The organism is Oerskovia flava (assembly GCF_026163685.1).
Taxonomy (GTDB): Bacteria; Actinomycetota; Actinomycetes; order Actinomycetales; family Cellulomonadaceae; genus Oerskovia_A; species Oerskovia_A flava.
Genome location: NZ_JAOXSR010000005.1, coordinates 180177 through 198435 on the forward strand (window position 1 = coordinate 180177; position 18259 = coordinate 198435).

Consider the following 18259-nt stretch of genomic DNA (forward strand, 5'->3'; position numbering starts at 1 on the left):
GACCCAGCCTAGGCACGTTCGAGGAACTCCTCACGCTCCGGGTCGAGCGCCTCCGCGATCGCCGCGCGCAGCGCCGGGTGGTCGGCGAGCTCCGGGTCGGTCCCGACGACCTGCGCCGCGTCGGCGCGGGCCTGCTCGATGAGGGTGGCGTCCTTGACGACGCGCAACAGGCGCAGGGAGCTGGTCCGCCCCGACTGGGCGGCGCCGAGCACGTCGCCCTCGCTGCGCAGGCTCAGGTCGACGGCCGCGAGCTCGAACCCGTCGGTCGTGGCGGCCAGCGTCTCCACCCGGACCGCGGCCGGGGTGCCGGGTGCCGCCGTCGAGACCAGCAGGCACAGCCCCGGCGCGCTCCCGCGCCCCACGCGGCCCCGCAGCTGGTGGAGCTGGGACAGGCCGAACCGCTCGGAGTCGTAGACGACCATGACGGTCGCCTCCGGCACGTCGACCCCGACCTCGATCACGGTCGTCGAGACGAGGACCTGGACGGTGCCCGCCGCGAAGTCGGCCATCATCCGCTCCTTGTCCGCCGGCGCCATCTGCCCGTGCAGCACACCGATCGCCAGCCCGGAGAGGCGGGGGTTCGACGCGAGCTCCTCGGCGACCTCCAGGACGGCGCGCAGCGGCGCGCGCTCGGACGTCTCCTCGAGCTCGAGGAACTCCGGGACCTCGTCGAACTCGGGGTCCGCTGCCCGGGCCGGACGGCTCGTGGCGTCCGGGTCGTCGGGGTGGATCCGCGGGCACACGACGTAGGCGCGGTGGCCGGCGTCGACCTCCTCGCGGACCCGCGCCCAGGTGCGGTCCATCCAGGCGGGCTTGTCGGCGGGGACGACGTGGGTCGTGATCCCGGCACGCCCCGCAGGGATCTCGGTGAGGGTGGAGGTCTCCAGGTCGCCGAAGACCGTCATCGCGACCGTCCGGGGGATCGGTGTGGCCGTCATGACGAGCAGGTGCGGGCTGGTGCGCGCCTTGGCCCGCAGCGCGTCGCGCTGCTCCACGCCGAACCGGTGCTGCTCGTCGACCACGACCAGACCCAGGTCGGCGAACTGCACGTGCTCACCGAGCAGCGCGTGCGTGCCGACGACGATCCCGGCGGCCCCGCTCGCGGCGTCCAGAAGCGCCTCCTTGCGGGCCGCGGCCCCGAGGGAACCCGTCAGGAGCGCCACCCGCGTGCCGTGCTCGGCACCGCCCAGCAGCCCTCCGTCGGCGAGCGGGCCGAGGAGCGCCCGTAACGTCCGGGCGTGCTGCGCGGCGAGGACCTCGGTCGGGGCAAGGAGCGCAGCCTGGCCGCCGGCATCGACGACCTGGAGCATCGCGCGCAGCGCGACCACCGTCTTGCCCGAACCCACCTCGCCCTGCAGCAGGCGCTGCATGGGCCGCGGCTGCGCGAGCTCGGCCGAGATCTCCTCCCCCACCTCGCGCTGACCGGACGTCAGCGTGAACGGCAGCCCGGCGTCGAAGTCGGCGAGGAGGCTGGGTCTGTGGGTCGGCCGGTCGGCCTGCGGGTCCGCCGGCAGGAGCGGGCGTGCCGTGGCCTCGTGCGCCATCGCGCGGGCACGGCGCTGCGCGAGCGCCGACTGCAGGACGAAGGCCTCCTCGTACCGCAGCCGGTGCTGACCGCGCCGCCACTGCCGCTCGTCGAACGGTTCGTGCACGTCGCGCAGCGCCTCGAGCCGACCCGGCAGCCGGCGCTCCGTGCGAACCTCGGCCGGCACCGGGTCGGGGACCTCCGCGGGCTGCAACGGGTCCAGCACGGTGCGGACCGACGACTGGATCTTCCAGCTCGGTGTGCTCGCGCTCGCCGGGTAGATCGGGATCGGACGGCTCGCCTCGACGATCGCGCTGTCCTCGTCGTCGACGTCCACACCGATGAGCTTGTAGTCCGGGTGCGTCAGCTGCCGCGTGCCCTGGTAGGCGCTGACCACCCCCGTGAACATCCCCATGGTGCCCGGCACGAGCCGCTGCTCGTGCGGCGCGAGGGCTCGCGGGTGCTTGCCGAAGAACGTCAGGGACAGCTCGTGCGTGCCGTCGGTCACGACCGCCTGCAGGAGCGCACCCTGGCGGTTGCGCATGGAGCGGACCGTCGCCCGCGCGACCTGCGCGATGACCGTGACGTGCTCACCGATCGCCGGCCCGGCGAGGTCCGTGAGCCGGCCCGGGTCGCCGTACCTGCGGGGGTAGTGGCGCAGGAGGTCCCCGGTGGTGCGCAGCCCGAGCTTCTCGAGCGGCTTCGAGCTGCGCGTGCCCAGCACCTTCGTCAGCGGCTCCGCGAGCCGGTCCGGCGCGTCCTCGGTGCTCACTCGACCCCCAGCTCGATCAGCGCCTCGTCGCGTCCCGACGACAGCACCACGACCTCGATCCCGGGCACACGGCTGCGCGCGATCCCGGCCACGATCTCCACCACCGCCGGATCCACCGCCAGCCCCGGCAGCACCGTCAGCACCTCCGGGGCGTCCGACAGCAGGTCGTCGAGCACCGAGAGCACGGCCTCGCCGTCCGGTGTCACGCGCGCGGCACGCACCTGGGCCAGCGCCCGCACCATCGCGGCCTGGTGCCCGTCCTCCGCGAGCTGGGCGCCGGCCAGCGCCGCGACCACGTGCAGGTCGGTCGGCGCGTCGAGCACGTCGACCTCGACGCCCCCGAGCGCGTCCCGGTCGGTGGCGACGCGCCGGGCGACCTCGGCGACGTCCACGCCACCGGGCAGGACCACCACCCGGGCGGTACCCGCGTCGACGACGACGCGGCGCACCTCGGCCGACGCGGGGGCGCGGCCGCCGTCGGCCGTCACGAGCACGACCGCACCGCTGCGCGCCAGATCGGGCACGAGCCCGGGCGCCGACGTGACCGCCACGACACCCAGCCCCTCCCCGAACGTCGTCGGCACACCGTGGTCCGAGGCACCGGCCACGGGGGTGCCGTGCTCGTGCGCGAGGCCGGGGAGGTGACGGACGCACACCTGCCGCAGCCGCGCGCGCCCGACCGCCGCGCGCCGACCGACGTCGATCGCCTGGGCCGGGTGGTCGGTGTGCACGTGCGCCTGCCACGCCCCCGTGCCGGGTGCGCCGCCCGCTCCGCCCACCACGACGACGGACTCCCCGAGCTGCTGGAGACCGTCCCGCACGAGCGCGGCGAGGTCGGCCCCGGGCTCACCGTGCGCACCGCGCTCCGACTCCTCGAGGACGAACATCACCTCGAACTCGCCGTCGACGAGCTCCGGACGTCCTGCGAGGTCGGGACGGGAGTCCGGAAGGGAATCGCGCAGAGGACCGGGCGTGGTCGAGTCGCGGGCACCGGCAGACATGACCCGCATCGTGCCCTCAGCCTCCGACACCGCCGCCGGGTCGACGGCCGCCCGCAACGCGTCGAGCACCAGCACGAGCCCGAACGCCCCAGCGTCCAGCACCCCTGCCCGGGCCAGCACGTCCAGCTCGCGCGGACTGCGCCGCAGCGCGGCCAGCGCCCCGTCGCACGCCGCGGTCAGCACGACGAGCACGCTGACGCCGTCCGCGCTCTGGAGCGCATCAGCACCAGACGTCGCGGCCACCGCTGCGTCAGACGCCGCGGCCGCCGAGGTGAGGATCGTGCCCGGCACCGGGTCTGCGACGGCTCGGGACGCCGCCTCGGACGCCGAGCGCAGCGCACGCACCACGACGGGCGCACCGAGCACGACCTCCCGGTCGACCGGCACCGCGGTGCCCGGCTCGTCGCTCGCGGCAGCAGCCAGACCGCGCAGGTACTCACTGAGGATCACCCCGGAGTTCCCCCGCGCGCCGAGCAGCGCACCACGCGCCAGCGCGCGCAACAGCTCGACCACACCCGCGTCGTCGTGCAGGTCGTCGACCGCTCGCCGCCCCTCGAGCAGGGTGAGGTACATGTTGGTGCCCGTGTCGGCGTCCGCGACGGGAAAGACGTTCGCACGGTCGATCTCCCGCCGAGCACGCCCGAGGACGTCGACGGCTCGTCGGACCCACAGCCGCACGGTGGCGGGATCGATGACGTCGGACGGTCCGGTCACGTCAGGGGGACTCCTTGGTCGGCGGCTCGGGCAGGTGCCGACCACCGTAGTGCGCACGGCGGTCAGCGGCCCGGCGCGCACCGCCCGACAGCGGCTGGACGACGTGCGGACGGAGCCTCACTTGAGGCCGGGCCTCCCCATCGGCTACTCTATCGAGGTTGCCTGTACGTCATCGGCAACAGGGCAGGTCAGCACACGCGCTGACCGTCGCCCGATACCCACAGACCATTTCATACGTCCCGCTGCCATGCCGCGGGCCGTGCACGACGATCAGGAGAAACCGTGGCTGCCAACTGCGACGTCTGCGGCAAGGGCCCGGGCTTCGGGCACAGCATCTCGCACTCTCACATCCGCACGAAGCGTCGCTGGAACCCGAACATCCAGCGCGTGCGCGCTGTGGTCTCGGGCACGCCCAAGCGTCTCAACGTGTGCACCTCGTGCCTCAAGGCCGGCAAGGTCACACGCCACGCCTGAGCCGCTCAGCTCTGACGACGGAACGCCCGCCGGGGATCTCCTGGCGGGCGTTCCGTCGTCGTACCCCCGTTCGCCCCCAGCCCCACATTGCGGAGATCTCCTGAAGATCGGGACAAACGTGTTTGGCGTTCCGTGAGGTCGGTGGCACGCTTTCACCATGGCGACGGAACTCAGCGAGGTCACGATCCGGACGGCGACACCCCGGGACGCGGCGGTGATCGCCCAGGTGCACATCGCCTCGTGGCGTGGTGCCTACGCGGGCATCGTCCCTGACGAGTACCTCGCCTCTCTGGACGTCGACCAGCGTGAAGAGCTCTGGGCCAAGATCCTCTCGGGCGGCGAGGGGTCGCTCTGGGTCGCCGAGGCTGACGGCCGGGCCCTCGGGTTCGCGAACCTGGGTCCGTCACGTGACGAGGACGCCGAGGACGGCGACCTCGAGATCTACGCGATCTACCTCGACCCGGAGGCCTGGGGACGCGGCGTGGCCCGTGACCTCATGCGGACCATGCTCGGCGAAGTCCCCCCGGGCACCCCGGTCTCGCTGTGGGTGCTGGCCGACAACGAACGCGCGAAGCACTTCTACCGCCGCCACGGCTTCCAGCCCGACGGTGTCGAGCGCCGCGAGGACATCGGCGGCAAGGACCTCACCGAGGTCCGCTTCCGGCGCCCCTGAGTCACGTCCCGGACCGACCGGCGCACGGGCTCGCCCGCGTCAGGTCCCGAAGTGGTCCCACCCTGTCCCGTGCGCCGTCGGGGCGGCCCCGTCGACCAGCACGCGCTCGCTGACGCTCCCGGTGCCCGGCGGCTCCAGTACACGCCCGACGGCGCGGAATCCCTCGGGCAGCGGCACACCGGGCGGGAACGTGGCGAGCATCCCGTGGTCCTCGCCGCCGGTCAGGACCCAGTCGACCACGAGCGGGCGCACCGCTGCGTGCTCGTCCTCCGACGTCAGCCGCGCGGCGGCTACGGTCAGCCGCCCGGTGTCCTCCCCGAGCGCGCCCGAGTCGACGTCGAGCAGCACGCCGCTCGCGCGGGCGAGCCGTGTGCCGTCGCGCAGGAACCCGTCCGAGACGTCCATCATCGCGGTCGCGCCCGCGACCGCCGCTGACGGGCCCGCGCGCAGCGGCGGGTCCGGTCGCAGGTAGGCGTCGACGAGCTCGGGGTCGAGGTCGGGCAGGTCCGCGTCGAGCAGCGCCAGCCCCGCCGCCGAGCGGCCCAGGTGCCCGGCGTGGGCGAGGACGTCACCGGGCCGGGCGCCCGAGCGCAGCACGGGCTCCCGTCCTTCGAGGTCGCCGTGCACCGTCACGGCGACGACCACCTGGACACCGCCGGAGAGGTCGCCGCCCACCACGGCCGCGCCGCTGGGCGCACAGGCCGCGGCGAGCCCGCGCGCCAGCTGCGTCACCCACTCGACCTCGAGGTCGCCCGGCATCACCAGCGACACGACGAGGGACGTCGGCCGCGCGCCCATGGCCGCGATGTCCGCGAGGTTCTGCATCGCGGCACGCCATCCGACGTCGTACCCCGTCGACCAGCGCGAGCGGAAGTGGCGGTCCTCGACGAGCACGTCGGTCGAGACGACGAAGCGTCCGTCGGGCGCCCGGACCACGGCGCTGTCGTCGCCCGGCCCGACGAGCGTCGCTGCGCCGTCGGGCAGGAGGGGGAAGATCGTGGCGAGGAGATCCTCCTCGGCGGTCCCGCGGATCAGTCGCTCGTCGCCCGGTGGTCTCACGGCGCCACCCTAGTCGCTGCGGGCGGCTACGGTGGTCGCGTGCTCGACGACCACCGGACCCCACGCCCCTCCTCCGCACGCCCGGCGCGCCGGACGGCAGCCGCCGTCGTGACGCTCGCGCTGACCGCCCTCGTGGGGGCGTGCACCCCGACCATCGGCGTGCCGGTGGCGGCGGACGCCGCGGACCCGCTGTGCGCGAGGGTCGTCCTCTCGCTCCCGGACGAGCTCGGCGACGCTCCCGGGCTGGCCAAGCTGCGGACCAACAGCCAGGCGACCGTGGCGTGGGGCGAGCCGGGCGCCGCGGTGACGCTGCGCTGCGGAGTCGAGCCACCCGGACCGAACACGTCGTGCCAGGCGGTCGAGAGCGGTTCGGGGACGGTCGACTGGATCGTCCTGACCGACGAGGCGGGTACGTGGACGTTCGTCACCTACGGCCGGGACCCGGCCGTCGAGGTGCAGGTGCCGCCCGCCGTCGCCGAGAACCGCTCGACGTCGTTCGTCGCCGACATCAACGAGGCCGTGCTGGCCGTCCCGCAGGAGCGCGCCTGCACGTGAGCACCACAGCGCCCACGACGGGCGGGCGTCAGCGCAGGCCGGTTGGCCGCTCGAGGGCGAGCCGGATCAGCTCGTCGATGAGCTCCGGGTAGGGCAGGCCGGACGCCTGCCACATGCGCGGATACATGGAGAACGGCGTGAACCCGGGCATGGTGTTGATCTCGTTGACGACGACCTGGCCGTCGGTCGTGACGAACACGTCCACCCGGGAGAGCCCTTCGGCGCCGACCGCCTCGAACGTGCGCACCGCGAGCTCACGCACCTCGTCGATGACGTCCTGCGGCAGGTCCGCGGGGCAGGAGAGCTGCACGCCGGCCTCGTCGAGGTACTTCGCCTCGAAGTCGTAGAAGCCGTGCTTGTCGTCGGTGACGACGATCTCGCCGGGCAGCGACGCACGAGCCCGCGCGCCACCGCGGCCGCCGAGCACGGCGCACTCGATCTCACGGCCGAAGACCCCGGCCTCGACGACGATCTTCGGGTCGTGGCGGGCCGCCTCGGCGATGGCCGCGGGCAGGTCCGCGAGGTCGTCGACCTTCGTGATCCCGAGGCTCGACCCGGCCCGCGCCGGCTTGACGAACACGGGCAGGCCGAGCGACTCGACGGTCTGGGTCCACGCCTGCGGGTTGCGCTCCCACTCCCCCGGCCGGATCACGGTGTACGGCGCGATGGGCAGCCCCTGGCCCGCGAGGACCAGCTTCATGAAGTGCTTGTCCATGCCCACCGCCGAGGCGAGCACACCCGCGCCGACGTAGCGCACGTCGGCGAGCTCGAGCATGCCCTGGAGCGTGCCGTCCTCACCGAACGGGCCGTGCAGCAGCGGGAAGACGACGTCGACCTCGCCGAGCTCACGGGGGAGCTCCCCTGGCTCCAGGACGCGCAGCTCACGCTGACCCGTCGCGAGCGGGAGGATGACCTCGCCGCCTGTGGCCGTGACCTCGGGCAACCGGCCGCCGGAGATCTCCCAGCGCTCGGGCTCGTCGGCCGCGAGGACCCACTGGCCGGTGCGGGTGATGCCGACGGGCACGACGTCGTACTTCTCGCGGTCGATGGCGCGCAGCACCCCCGCCGCGGTGGCGGCGGAGATGGCGTGCTCACCCGAGCGCCCACCGAACAGCAGGAGGACACGGGGCTTGCGGGCAGCGGCGGACGCGGCGGGCTGCGGAATCTGGCTGGACATCGCGGACGACCCTACCGGAACGAGGCCCTGTCACCGCGCCGACGAGCCTCGCACCTCCGGGCGCCCACGACCCCCGCACTCCTTCTCTTGACAGCGGGAAAGCCCTTTCCATACCCTCGGGAGGCGTGCACACCGACGTGCACAGGACACACCCGAGAAGTACCCGCAGAGCCGTGTCCGGGCAGCAGCACCAGTGGTCGTGGCAGCAACACCCGACGACAAGGAGCAGACGATGACGTCAGCGCACTCGGCCCGACGGAGAAAGGTGGGCCTGGCAGCCGCTCTCGCGGCCGCACTCGGTGTCACCCTCCTCGGACCACCGGCGGCCGCAGAATCGGCCGATGAAGGATTCACCGAGATCCTCAGCTTCGAGAGCTACGCACGCACCGCGCTCAGCGGGCAGGACGGATGGACGGCCTCGGGCGCGGCCCAGGTCGTCGCCGACCCGCTCAACGCGAACAACCAGGTCCTGGAGATGGTCGGGGGCGGCCAGAGGGCCTACCGCGCCGTCCCGGAGATCGCCGACGGCGACACCGGCACGCTCTTCTTCCGCTTCCTGCGGACGGGCAGCGTCGACACGTCGTTCGGCCTCACCGACGTCGACGCGCCGTCCGACTACCCGCACAGCCGCGCCTACGTCAACAACCAGAACACCGATGTCATGCTCGTCCGCGACGGCGGGGCGTTCAAGCCCGCCGGGGTGTGGTCGCGCGACACCTGGCAGTGCGTGTGGATCGTCGCCGACAACGCGGCCGACGAGGTCGCGGTCTACAGCCAGGGCGGCCCGTACGAGGAGATCACCCGCCTGCCCGAGGGGACCGTGGAGCAGTTCGGCTTCCGCCAGGCCGTCAACGGTGCCCTCGACCGGTTCTTCTGGATCAACGGCGCGAGCAGCGCCGGGCGCCTCATGCTCGACGACGTCGCCGTGGACGTGGCCGCCGAGAACCTCGCCGTCCCGACCGGGAACCCCGCCGACTGCGCCGCCGGCGGCACCCAGCCGGACGCACCGCTGGTCAACCCGCTGCCCGATCCCACCCCGTCGACCCTCGGCATCGAGGTGACCGAGCTCGCCCAGCTGCCGGCGTCGCAGACCACGCCCGCGGCTCAGGACCAGCGCCTCGTGCGCCACAACCGCATCACGCACCTCGACGAGGTGCCCGACGGCTCGGGGCGGCTGATGGTCCCCGACAACAACGAGATCCTCTACCTGGTCGACAAGGACACGGGCGAGCACGTGCCCTACCTCAACGTCCGGGACGTCTTCATCGACAACTATCACAACAGCGCTGGCCTGGGGACCGGGCTCGGATCCGCCGAGTTCCATCCCGAGTTCGCCGAGAACGGGCGGTTCTACACGGTGCACACCGAAGCCGGGAGCGCGCTCACCGGGGACACCCCGGACTTCCCCGGGTACGGCAACACGGCGTTCCACAGCGTCGTCACCGAGTGGACCGCGACCGACCCCGCCGCCGAGGTCTTCGAGGGCACGCACCGCGAGGTCCTGCGGGTGCCGTTCGCCGGGCGGGTGCACACGGTGCAGCAGATCGCCTTCAACCCCACCGTCGAGGCCGGTGACGCCGACTACGGCAACCTGTACGTCCTGGTCGGCGACGGCGGCAACGGCGTCGGCAACGGCAACCCGCAGAACCTTGCGACACCGCAGGGGAAGATCTTCCGGATCGACCCCCTGGGTGACGACAGCGCGAACGGTGAGTACGGCATCCCTGCCGACAACCCGTTCCTCGACGAGCCCGGCGCGCTGCCCGAGATCTACGCCGTCGGCATGCGGGACCCCCACCGCATCAGCTGGGACACCGGTGGCGACCACACGATGTACATGGGGCACATCGGCGAGTGGCAGATCGAGTCCGTCTACGCGGTGGAGGCCGGAGACAACTTCGGCTGGTCCGAGCGGGAGGGTCCGTTCCGGGCGGAGAACCGGCAGATCTACCCCCTGCCGGCCGACGATGCCGAGAATGGCTTCACCTATCCCGTGGCGGCGTACGACCACAACCGCGACCCCGGACAGACGGGTGACGCGGGCGTCGCGCTCAACGGCGGGTTCGTCTATCGCGGGGAGATCCCCGAGCTCGAGGGCAGGTACCTGTTCACCGACCTGGTGCGCGGGTGGGTGCTCTCCGCCGACTCGGACGAGATGGTCCGCGGCGACGGCGACCCCGACGACCTCGCGCCGATCGAGCAGCTGCGGGTCTTCCACGACGGTCAGGAGACGTCGTTCCAGCAGCTCGTCGGCGACTCCCGGGTGGACCTGCGGTTCGGGGCCGACGCGTCGGGCGAGCTCTACCTGGTCGCCAAGGCGAACGGGAAGATCTGGAAGGTCACCGGGGCCCGGCACGTCGGCGCGTCGTCGCCGGTCGCGCTCCCGGAGCTCGCGCCGCACCTCGTCGCGCACTACGACTTCGACCACCCGGTCGAGGGCGATCCGACCCGGGAGGCGGACCAGGGCTGGTCCGGCACCCCGATCGAGCTCGTCAACGGCGGGGTCGAGATGCGGGTCGTGGACCGCGCCTACCCCGGTGCGGGTGAGGCGCTGCAGACGCAGCAGATGAGCCCGCGCACGGTGTCGAACGACGACTGGAAGGCGGGCGTCTACGACCCCGACGGCGTCGACTCGCTCGGCGCGTTCGCGGACACCGACGAGATCTCGGTCATGGGGTGGTTCAAGCCGACCGGCGAGCTCCCCGCCCTGAACTCCGGGACGGCGAACCCGGACGACCGGTACGGCGCGATCGGGCTGGCCGGGGTCCTCACGGGCACCTCGGACGGGCACGCGGTGCGCGCGCTCCTCGAGGTCATCACGGTCGGCGGGGAGCTCAAGCTCGTCGCGCTGGGCCGTCGGGTGGACGGCGCCGGGTCGTGGACGTTCGCAGCGGACCTGCCGTGGGACGAGATCCTCGAGCGAGGTCGCTGGGTCCACCTGGCCGCGACGTTCGACTTCGCGGGCGGCGAGATGCGGCTGTTCATGAACGGTGAGGAGCTCGAGGGCGAGTACACGTCCTCGGCGAACCCCTGGGGCTCGGGCTCGACGTCCCCGACAGATCCGGCCGGCATCAAGATCGGCGGGAGCTACCCGCAGAACACGCGCGAGTCCAACCCCTTCACCGGACGCATGGACGACCTCATGTTCCTCGACGTCGCACCGACGCCCGAGCAGGTCGCCGCGCAGTACGCGCTGTTCGGTGCCGAGCCGCCAGCACCGCCCGCACCGCCGTCCTGCGTCCCGGCGGGTGAGCAGATCACGGACGTCATGGGTGCGGAGAGCTGGACACCGCGGACGCCCGCCAAGTGGCAGTTCCCCGGGGACGAGATCGTCCTCGCGGAGGCCGGGACCAACCCGAACGACGGGATCCGCCGTCCGTTCGAGTACGCCGTCCTGACGGAGGGGCCTGAGCTCGGGTCGTTCGAGCTCGAGGCCGAGGTCCGGCTCGATACGCCCGCGTCCGTGAACAACCGGGACGTCATCGTCGTGTTCGGGTGGCAGTCGGACACGGAGTACTACTACGCCCACCTCTCCCAGGACAACACGATCTACGCCCACAACGGCATCTTCAAGGTCGACGGTGCCGACCGGGAGCGGATCGACGACCAGTGGGACGGAACGGTCGGCGCTCCGCCGGCCGTCACGGACGAGGAGTGGCACGACGTGCGCGTCGTCCGTTGTGCGGACAGCGGCGACGTCGCCGTCTACGTCGACGGGCTCGACACCCCGCTCCTCACGGCGAACGACACGACCTTCACCGAGGGTCGCGTCGGCTTCGGCTCGTTCGACAACGTCGGCCGCCTCCGCGACCTCGTGGTCACCACGGCCGACGACGAGCCCGCCGGGCCGACCGTGGACGTCGCGGCGACCCCCAGGTGCCTCGCAGGGAAGGCCTACGTGGCGGTCTCGGCGACGAACACGTCGGACGTGCCGACCGACGTGACCTTGTCGACGCCGCACGGCTCCCGCACCGTGCAGGACGTCGCACCCGGCCGCGTCGTGTACCAGGCGTTCGCCGTCCGTGCGCAGTCCGTGGAGGCCGGGACGGTCACCGTGACCGCGTCCGCGACCGTCGAGGGTGTGGAGGTGACGTCCGAGACAGTGGTGGAGCATGGCGCGCTGACCTGCGAATAGGACCGCGGCGACGAGCCAGGGGGTGGGCGGTCGGACCGCTCACCCCCTCGCTCGTCGGGCCGTCCGGTCGTCAGTCCCGGCCGCGCGGAGGTGCGGTCGAGTCACGGACGACGAGCACGTGGCCCGTCGAACGGCGCCGCGGACGGGCCGACGGCGGCCGCAACGCCATCTCGAGGGCGACCGCGCCGATCTCGCTCATCGGCAGGCGGACCGTGGTGAGCGCGGGTGCAAGGTCTTGGGCCACCTGGATGTCGTCGAACCCGGTGACCGAGACCTCCTGCGGCACCGGGGTGCCCCGCTCCCGCAGGATCGAGAGCACCCCCGTCGCCATCGCGTCGTTGAGCGCGAGGATCGCGGTCGTCCCTGGGTGCTCGTCCAGCAGCCGGCGCGCCGCGTCCCGGCCACCCTCTCGGGTGAAGGGCGCGTGCACGACCGGCAGTCCGTCGGGGTCGAGCCCGTGCCCCGCAGCGGCGGTGCGGATTCCTGCGAGCCGGTCGACGATCGTGGTCAGGTGCGCGGGGCCTGCGGCCACCGCGAGGCGCCGGTGCCCGAGCTCGAGCAGGTGCCGCGTGAGGCTCTCCCCCGCGGCCTCGTTGTCCGTCAGGACGGCGTCGCACCGCAGGTGGTGCCGGCCGACGACGACGACACGGCCGCCGGACTCCTGGAACGCCGCGAGCTCGCGCCCGGCCTCTTCCTCCATCGATGGCTCGACGTAGCCGGACCCGGCCACGACGATCGCGCCGACCCGGTGGGCCCGCAGGAGGCGGATCTGCGCCACCTCCGCGGCGGGGTCGCGCTCGGTGTGGCTGATCTGCACGCTCCACCCGTGCTCACCCGCCACGCGCACGACGCCGCTCGCGATCTCGGCGAAGTAGGGGTCCCCGATCTCGTAGACGATGAGGCCCGCGACCGACGTCCTCCCGCCGGCGAGCGTGCGAGCGTGGAGGTTCGCGACATAGCCCAGCTGCGCCGCGACCTCGCGCACGTGGGCGGCGACCTCCTCGGACACGCCGACGCTGCCCGAGAGCGAACGCGACGCCGTGGCGAGGGAGACGCCGGCGCTCTCCGCCACGTCCACGAGGCGCGGTGCGATCCGCTCCGCTGCGGGACGACTCACTCGACGCACATCCGCTCCGCTCGTCCGGGCTCAGCCCATTCTCCGGACACCATCGTCCGAGTGCGATGCTTGCCACATCCACCTGGTCAGCGTACTGTAGCGAAAGCGCTTACGAAAGCGCTTCCGTACATCGGAGTACGGGCGAGGTCTTCACTACGACGAGGTAGGGAGAGTCAGTCCCATGTCCCCACGGTTGTCCCCACGCACTGCCCGCCGACGCGCGTTCGCCGTCGTCGCCGGTCTGTCCACCGCGGCCCTGGTACTCACCGCGTGCTCCGGCGAGGAAGGGGGCGGTGGTGACGGGTCGGACGACCCGATCGTCGTCGGCATCTCGCTCCCCCTCACGGGCGACTTCTCCGAGCCCGGCAAGGGGGTGCAGCGCGGCTACGAGGCCTGGGCGCAGTTCATCAACGAGGACGGCGGCCTTCTCGGCCGCCAGGTGGAGCTGAAGATCCTCGACGACCAGTCCAACGCGGACCGCGTCGTGCAGGACTACGAGGCGCTCATCGCCCAGGACGAGGTGGACCTCGTCTTCGGCCCCTTCTCGACGCGGCTCGTGGTGCCGAGCGCCCGGGTCGCCGAGGAGTACGGCATGCTCTTCGTCGAGCCGGCCGGCGCCGCGAACGAGGTGTTCGAGCAGGGCTTCGAGAACCTCTTCTACGCGGCTCCGGCCGTCGCGGACGACCACTACAACTACCTCGCGGAGCACATCCTCGCCATGCCCGAGGACGAGCGCCCGCAGACGGTGGCGGTCGCGGCCATGGACGACCCGTTCGCCCAGGGCACCGCGTACGGCCTGCGCGACAAGCTCGCCGACGGCGGGCTCGAGATCGTGGTCGACGAGGTGTACCCGCCCAACACCACCGACTTCTCGTCGATCGCCGCGAAGATCGACGACTCCGACGCCGACATGGTCATCGGCGGCACGCAGTACCAGGACGCGGTCAACCTCATCGTGTCGCTGCAGCAGCTCGACTACCAGCCGCAGCTCGCGGCGTTCTCGACCGCTCCCACCAACCCGGAGTTCGCCTCGGCCATCGGCGCGAAGACGGAGGGCATCCTGTCCCCCACCGGCTACACCGAGAACGCGGGCTGGCCGTCGAACGTCGACTTCGTCGAGCGCTACACCGCGCTGCACGGCAACGCGCCCGGTGAGGACGAGGCCAACGCGTTCACGACCGGACAGGTCGTCGCGGCCGCGGTCGAGGCGGTCGGGTGCGCCGAGCAGGGCGACTGCCAGCAGGAGCTCGTCGACTGGCTGCGGACCAACGAGGTCGAGACCGTCGTCGGACCGCTGTCGTGGGACGAGACCGGCAAGCCCCAGGGCGCGCACCTCATCCAGCAGTACGTCGACGGAGCGATCCAGATCGTCCTGCCCGAGGACGCGATGGAAGCCGAGCTCGTGCACCCGAAGCCGGAGTGGTGATCGGCTCGTGACAGGGACTCTCCTCTTCCAGAGCCTCGTGCTCGGCGTGCTGCTGGGAGGGCTCTACGCCCTCCTGGCAGCGGGCCTCACCCTGTACTTCGGGGTGATGCGCGTGGTGATGATCGCCCACTCGGCGTTCCTCATCCTCGCCGCGTACCTCGCGTGGTTCTTCCACCAGCAGACGGGGATGGATCCGCTGCTCTCGCTCGTCATCACCGTGCCGCTGTTCTTCCTGGTCGGCGTGGGCATGCAGCGCCTGCTCATCACGCGCCTGCGTCCGGCGACCCTGACGATGATGTCGGTCCTCCTGACCTTCGCGGTCGCCCTGTTCATCGAGGGCATGATCGGCTTCGTCTGGAGCGGCACGCAGCGGCGTATCCAGCTCCCGTACTCGGGCGCGAGCATCGAGTTCTTCGGTGCTCGCATCGCCGTCGTCAAGCTGGTCGCGTTCGCGCTCGCCGCCCTCGCGCTCGCCGGGCTCTACCTCCTCATGAAGCACAGCCGGTTCGGCCAGGCGCTGCGGGCCACGATCCAGCACCGCGAGGCGGCGCAGCTCGTCGGGATCAAGACCGATCGGGTCGCGGGCTTCGGTTTCGGTCTGGGACTGGCCACGGCGGCCATCGGCGGGACCGCGCTGTCGCTCGACGCGACGATCTACCCGTCGCTCCACTGGCACTGGATCGGGCCGCTCATGGCGATCATCGTCGTGGGCGGACTGGGCTCCATCCCGGGGGCGGCGATCGCCGCGATGGTCCTCGGGATCGGCCAGAGCCTTCTCCAGGTACCGCTCGGCACGACGTGGGCGCAGACCATCTTCTACGTCGCTCTCTTCGCGACCTTGATGCTGCGGCCCCAGGGATTCTTCGGAGGTCGCCTTGCGCAACGCTTCTGACACGCGCCTCCCGGCGACCACGCCCGCGGGCTCGGAGGAGGGCGGCACGACCCGGTCCGCTCGCTGGAGCCGCGGACGCGTCGCCCGCGTCGCGGCGCTCGTCGTGTGCGCCGTCCTGGTCCTGTCCTTCCCGTCGATGGCGCCCAACGCCTACATCCTGTCGGCAGGAATCGTCGTCGCGAGCTACGCCTGCACCGCGACCGCCTGGAACTTCATGGGTGGTTTCACGGGCTACGTCTCGCTCGGGCACGCAGCGTTCTTCGGCCTGGGTGCCTACGGCACCGGCATCCTCATCCGCGACCTCGGGCTCCCGAGCTTCGTCGCGTGGCTCCTCGCCGGCGTCCTCGTCCTGCTCGTGACGATCCCGCTCGGCATCGCGGCGCTGCGCGTTCGTGGTGCGTCGTTCGTCATCGTGTCGATCTCGTTCGTGCTGATCCTGCTGCTCGTGTTCCAGGCCTGGGGATCGTTCACCGGCGGGTCCGACGGCCTCGTCGTCCCCCGACCCTTCCCCGACCTGCTGCGGCCCGAGCACCACCGCGTGTTCTTCTACCTCTTCACCGCGCTGCTCGCGGTCATGCTGCTCGCCTGGTGGCTGATCGACCGGTCACGCTTCGGCACGGGGCTCAAGGCCGTGCGCGAGGACGAGGACAAGGCGCAGGCTCTCGGAGTGCCGACGCGCAACTACAAGCTCGTCGCGTACGTCGTCTCGGCGACGTTCACGGCTCTCGCCGGAGGGATGTACGCCCTGTGGTTCGGCGACCTCGACCCGATCTTCCAGTTCTCCATCATGCTCGGCTCCTACATGGTGCTGATGGCGCTCTTCGGCGGGGTCCGGCACCTCTACGGACCGCTGCTCGGCGCGGTGGTCGTCGGCGTCGGCCTCGAGTACTTCAAGCTCGAGTTCGGCGACACCCAGCTCCACCTCGTCGCGACGGCGCTGCTCCTGGGTCTGGTCGTGCTCTTCATGCCGGACGGGATCATCCCCGCGGCCAAGGCGCTCGCCAAGCGCTTCGGTCCGCAGGACTCCTCGATCCGGGAGATCTCGGCCGCCGAGCTGCAGGAGCGCAACCTCACGGCGAGCGGCACCCCGAGCAGCACCCCGAGCGGCACGACCACCGGCAGGACCGTCGCCGACGACGAGGGAGAGGACGAACGATGACCACGACGACGCAGCAGGCACGGAGCCTCGAGACCGTCGGGCTCAGGAAGTCGTTCGGCGGCGTCCACGCCGTCCAGGACGCGACGGTCACCTTTCAGCCGGGACGGATCAACGCCGTCATCGGTCCGAACGGCTCCGGCAAGACGACCTTCTTCAACTGCGTCACCGGGATGATCAAGCCCGACTCCGGGACCGTGACCTACCGCGGCGAGACGATCACGCGCAAGGCACCGCACCGGATCGCCCGGGCGGGGATCGGGCGCAGCTTCCAGCTCTGCCGCGTCTTCCCCCGCATGACGGTCCTGGAGAACCTGCTCGTCGCCGTCCGGCGGACGGGCGTCGTGGAGCTCTTGGCCGGCGCGCGCAACCCCGAGGAGATCGACAGGGCACGGGCGCTGCTCGTCCGTGTCGGCATCGACCACCTCGAGGACACGGAGGCCCGGAACCTGTCCTACGGGCAGCAAAAACTCCTCGAGCTCGCGGGCGTGCTCATGGCCGACCCCGACACGATCATGCTCGACGAGCCGGCCGGCGGGGTGAACCCGGCTCTCATCGGGCGCATCGCGACGCTCGTGCAAGAGCTCAACGCCGAGGGCAAGACCTTCATCGTCGTCGAGCACAACATGGAGCTGGTCATGAGCCTGTCCCACCACGTCATCGTGTTCGACCGGGGCCGCCCCATCGCCGAGGGCTCCCCCGACGTCGTGCAGACCGACCCACGAGTCCTGGAGGCCTACCTTGGTGTCTGACCCGACGTCGTCCCCCGAGCCCGAGTTCCTCCTCGAGCTCAACGACATCCAGGCCGGCTACGGACGCGCCGCGATGGTCCTGCGGGGCCTGACGATCAAGGTGCCGCCCGCCACGGTGGTCTGCCTCGTCGGCCCGAACGGGGCCGGCAAGTCGACCGTGCTCAAGGTCGCGAGCGGGCTCCTCGCGCCCCGCTCGGGCCGGATCGTGGTGAACGGCGCCGACGTCACCGGGCAGGGCCCGCAGGAGATGCTCACCTCCGGCCTGGCGCACGTGCTCCAGGGGCACAGCGTCTTCCGCGAGATGTCGGTCGCCGAGAACGTCCTCCTCGGTGCCTACACGCTCCGCGACAAGGCGCTGATCGCCGAGCGCGTCGAGTTCGTGCAGAGCCTGTTCCCGATCGTCGGGGAGCGGTGGAAGCAGCTCGCGGGCCTGCTGTCCGGCGGGCAGCAGAAGCAGGTCGAGTTCGCGCGCTCGCTCATGGTCAGCCCGCGGGTCGTCCTGCTCGACGAGCCGTCGATGGGGCTCGACCCGAAGACGACGGCCACCGTGTTCGAGCAGGTCGTGCGCATGCGCGAGGCCGGCGTCGCGGTGCTGCTCGTCGAGCAGAACGCCCGCCGGGCGCTCGAGACCGCGGACATCGGGTGCGTCCTCGACCTCGGGTGCGTGCACATCACCGGTCCGGCGCCCGAGCTGCTCGCCGACCCGCAGCTCTCCGAGCTCTACCTCGGCGGTCGTCCCGCCGAGCGCGCGCCGTCGACGGACGGGTGATCGCGCCGGGCTGACCGCGCGGTGGACGTACGGTGGACGTCGGACGGGCAGACCGCTCGTCC

The 18259-nt window shown here is 72.0% G+C and carries 14 protein-coding genes; 9 read left to right on the forward strand and 5 right to left on the reverse strand.

Translation table 11 applies throughout. The features are described 5' to 3' along the window. Positions 1-8 precede the first annotated feature (8 nt). Both OHL10_RS10480 and OHL10_RS10485 read right to left on the reverse strand, forming a co-directional pair. Complete coding sequence (locus OHL10_RS10480; protein ID WP_265522151.1) at positions 9-2297, reverse strand: ATP-dependent DNA helicase RecG; 2289 nt, start codon at positions 2295-2297, stop codon at positions 9-11. Continuing rightward, positions 2294-4012 carry a DAK2 domain-containing protein gene (locus OHL10_RS10485; protein ID WP_265522152.1) on the reverse strand — a complete coding sequence of 573 codons (1719 nt, stop codon included), beginning with the start codon at positions 4010-4012 and terminating at the stop codon, positions 2294-2296. The genes OHL10_RS10480 and OHL10_RS10485 overlap by 4 nt, the downstream gene beginning before the upstream one ends. A gap of 282 nt (positions 4013-4294) precedes the next feature. Here OHL10_RS10485 and rpmB point away from each other — a divergent pair, with 282 nt between their 5' ends. Together rpmB and OHL10_RS10495 are read left to right on the forward strand one after the other, a co-directional pair. Beyond that, complete coding sequence (gene rpmB, locus OHL10_RS10490; protein ID WP_265522153.1) at positions 4295-4486, forward strand: 50S ribosomal protein L28; 192 nt, start codon at positions 4295-4297, stop codon at positions 4484-4486. A 157-nt stretch (positions 4487-4643) separates the two neighbouring features. Further along, a complete protein-coding gene (locus tag OHL10_RS10495; protein WP_265522154.1) occupies positions 4644-5159 on the forward strand; it encodes a GNAT family N-acetyltransferase in 516 nt (171 codons plus the stop codon). A 39-nt stretch (positions 5160-5198) separates the two neighbouring features. Here OHL10_RS10495 and OHL10_RS10500 read toward each other — a convergent pair whose 3' ends face one another. After that, a complete protein-coding gene (locus tag OHL10_RS10500) occupies positions 5199-6218 on the reverse strand; it encodes a thiamine-phosphate kinase (RefSeq protein ID WP_265522155.1) in 1020 nt (339 codons plus the stop codon). Positions 6219-6257: 39 nt separating this feature from the next. On the opposite strand from OHL10_RS10500, the gene OHL10_RS10505 reads away from it, so the two are divergent. Then, positions 6258-6773, forward strand: a complete 516-nt coding sequence (locus OHL10_RS10505; protein ID WP_265522156.1) for a DUF3515 family protein — start codon at positions 6258-6260, stop codon at positions 6771-6773. Positions 6774-6801: 28 nt separating this feature from the next. Here OHL10_RS10505 and OHL10_RS10510 read toward each other — a convergent pair whose 3' ends face one another. Further along, positions 6802-7950: a D-alanine--D-alanine ligase family protein gene (locus OHL10_RS10510; RefSeq protein ID WP_265522157.1), complete on the reverse strand. Its 1149-nt coding sequence runs from the start codon at positions 7948-7950 to the stop codon at positions 6802-6804. Positions 7951-8182: 232 nt separating this feature from the next. Here OHL10_RS10510 and OHL10_RS10515 point away from each other — a divergent pair, with 232 nt between their 5' ends. Continuing rightward, positions 8183-12085, forward strand: a complete 3903-nt coding sequence (locus OHL10_RS10515; RefSeq protein ID WP_265522158.1) for a PQQ-dependent sugar dehydrogenase — start codon at positions 8183-8185, stop codon at positions 12083-12085. 70 nt (positions 12086-12155) lie between these two features. Here OHL10_RS10515 and OHL10_RS10520 read toward each other — a convergent pair whose 3' ends face one another. After that, positions 12156-13202 (reverse strand): LacI family DNA-binding transcriptional regulator, encoded by a 1047-nt coding sequence (locus OHL10_RS10520; protein WP_265522159.1) that lies wholly within the window; start codon positions 13200-13202, stop codon positions 12156-12158. Between the two features lie 181 nt (positions 13203-13383). On the opposite strand from OHL10_RS10520, the gene OHL10_RS10525 reads away from it, so the two are divergent. Genes OHL10_RS10525 through OHL10_RS10545 form a run of 5 tightly spaced genes read left to right on the forward strand, consistent with a single transcriptional unit; the run spans position 13384 to position 18197 of the window. Then, complete coding sequence (locus tag OHL10_RS10525; protein WP_265522160.1) at positions 13384-14628, forward strand: amino acid ABC transporter substrate-binding protein; 1245 nt, start codon at positions 13384-13386, stop codon at positions 14626-14628. 7 nt (positions 14629-14635) lie between these two features. Further along, the gene (locus OHL10_RS10530) at positions 14636-15520 is read left to right on the forward strand and encodes a branched-chain amino acid ABC transporter permease (protein WP_265522161.1); all 885 of its coding nucleotides are present in this window, start codon (positions 14636-14638) and stop codon (positions 15518-15520) included. Next, positions 15504-16679, forward strand: coding sequence for a branched-chain amino acid ABC transporter permease (locus tag OHL10_RS10535; protein WP_265522162.1), 1176 nt, complete (start codon positions 15504-15506; stop codon positions 16677-16679). The genes OHL10_RS10530 and OHL10_RS10535 overlap by 17 nt, the downstream gene beginning before the upstream one ends. Next, positions 16676-17428: an ABC transporter ATP-binding protein gene (locus OHL10_RS10540; protein WP_265522163.1), complete on the forward strand. Its 753-nt coding sequence runs from the start codon at positions 16676-16678 to the stop codon at positions 17426-17428. The genes OHL10_RS10535 and OHL10_RS10540 overlap by 4 nt, the downstream gene beginning before the upstream one ends. Further along, positions 17421-18197, forward strand: coding sequence for an ABC transporter ATP-binding protein (locus tag OHL10_RS10545; RefSeq protein ID WP_265522164.1), 777 nt, complete (start codon positions 17421-17423; stop codon positions 18195-18197). Before OHL10_RS10540 ends, OHL10_RS10545 begins: the two co-directional genes overlap by 8 nt. Positions 18198-18259: the final 62 nt, after the last annotated feature.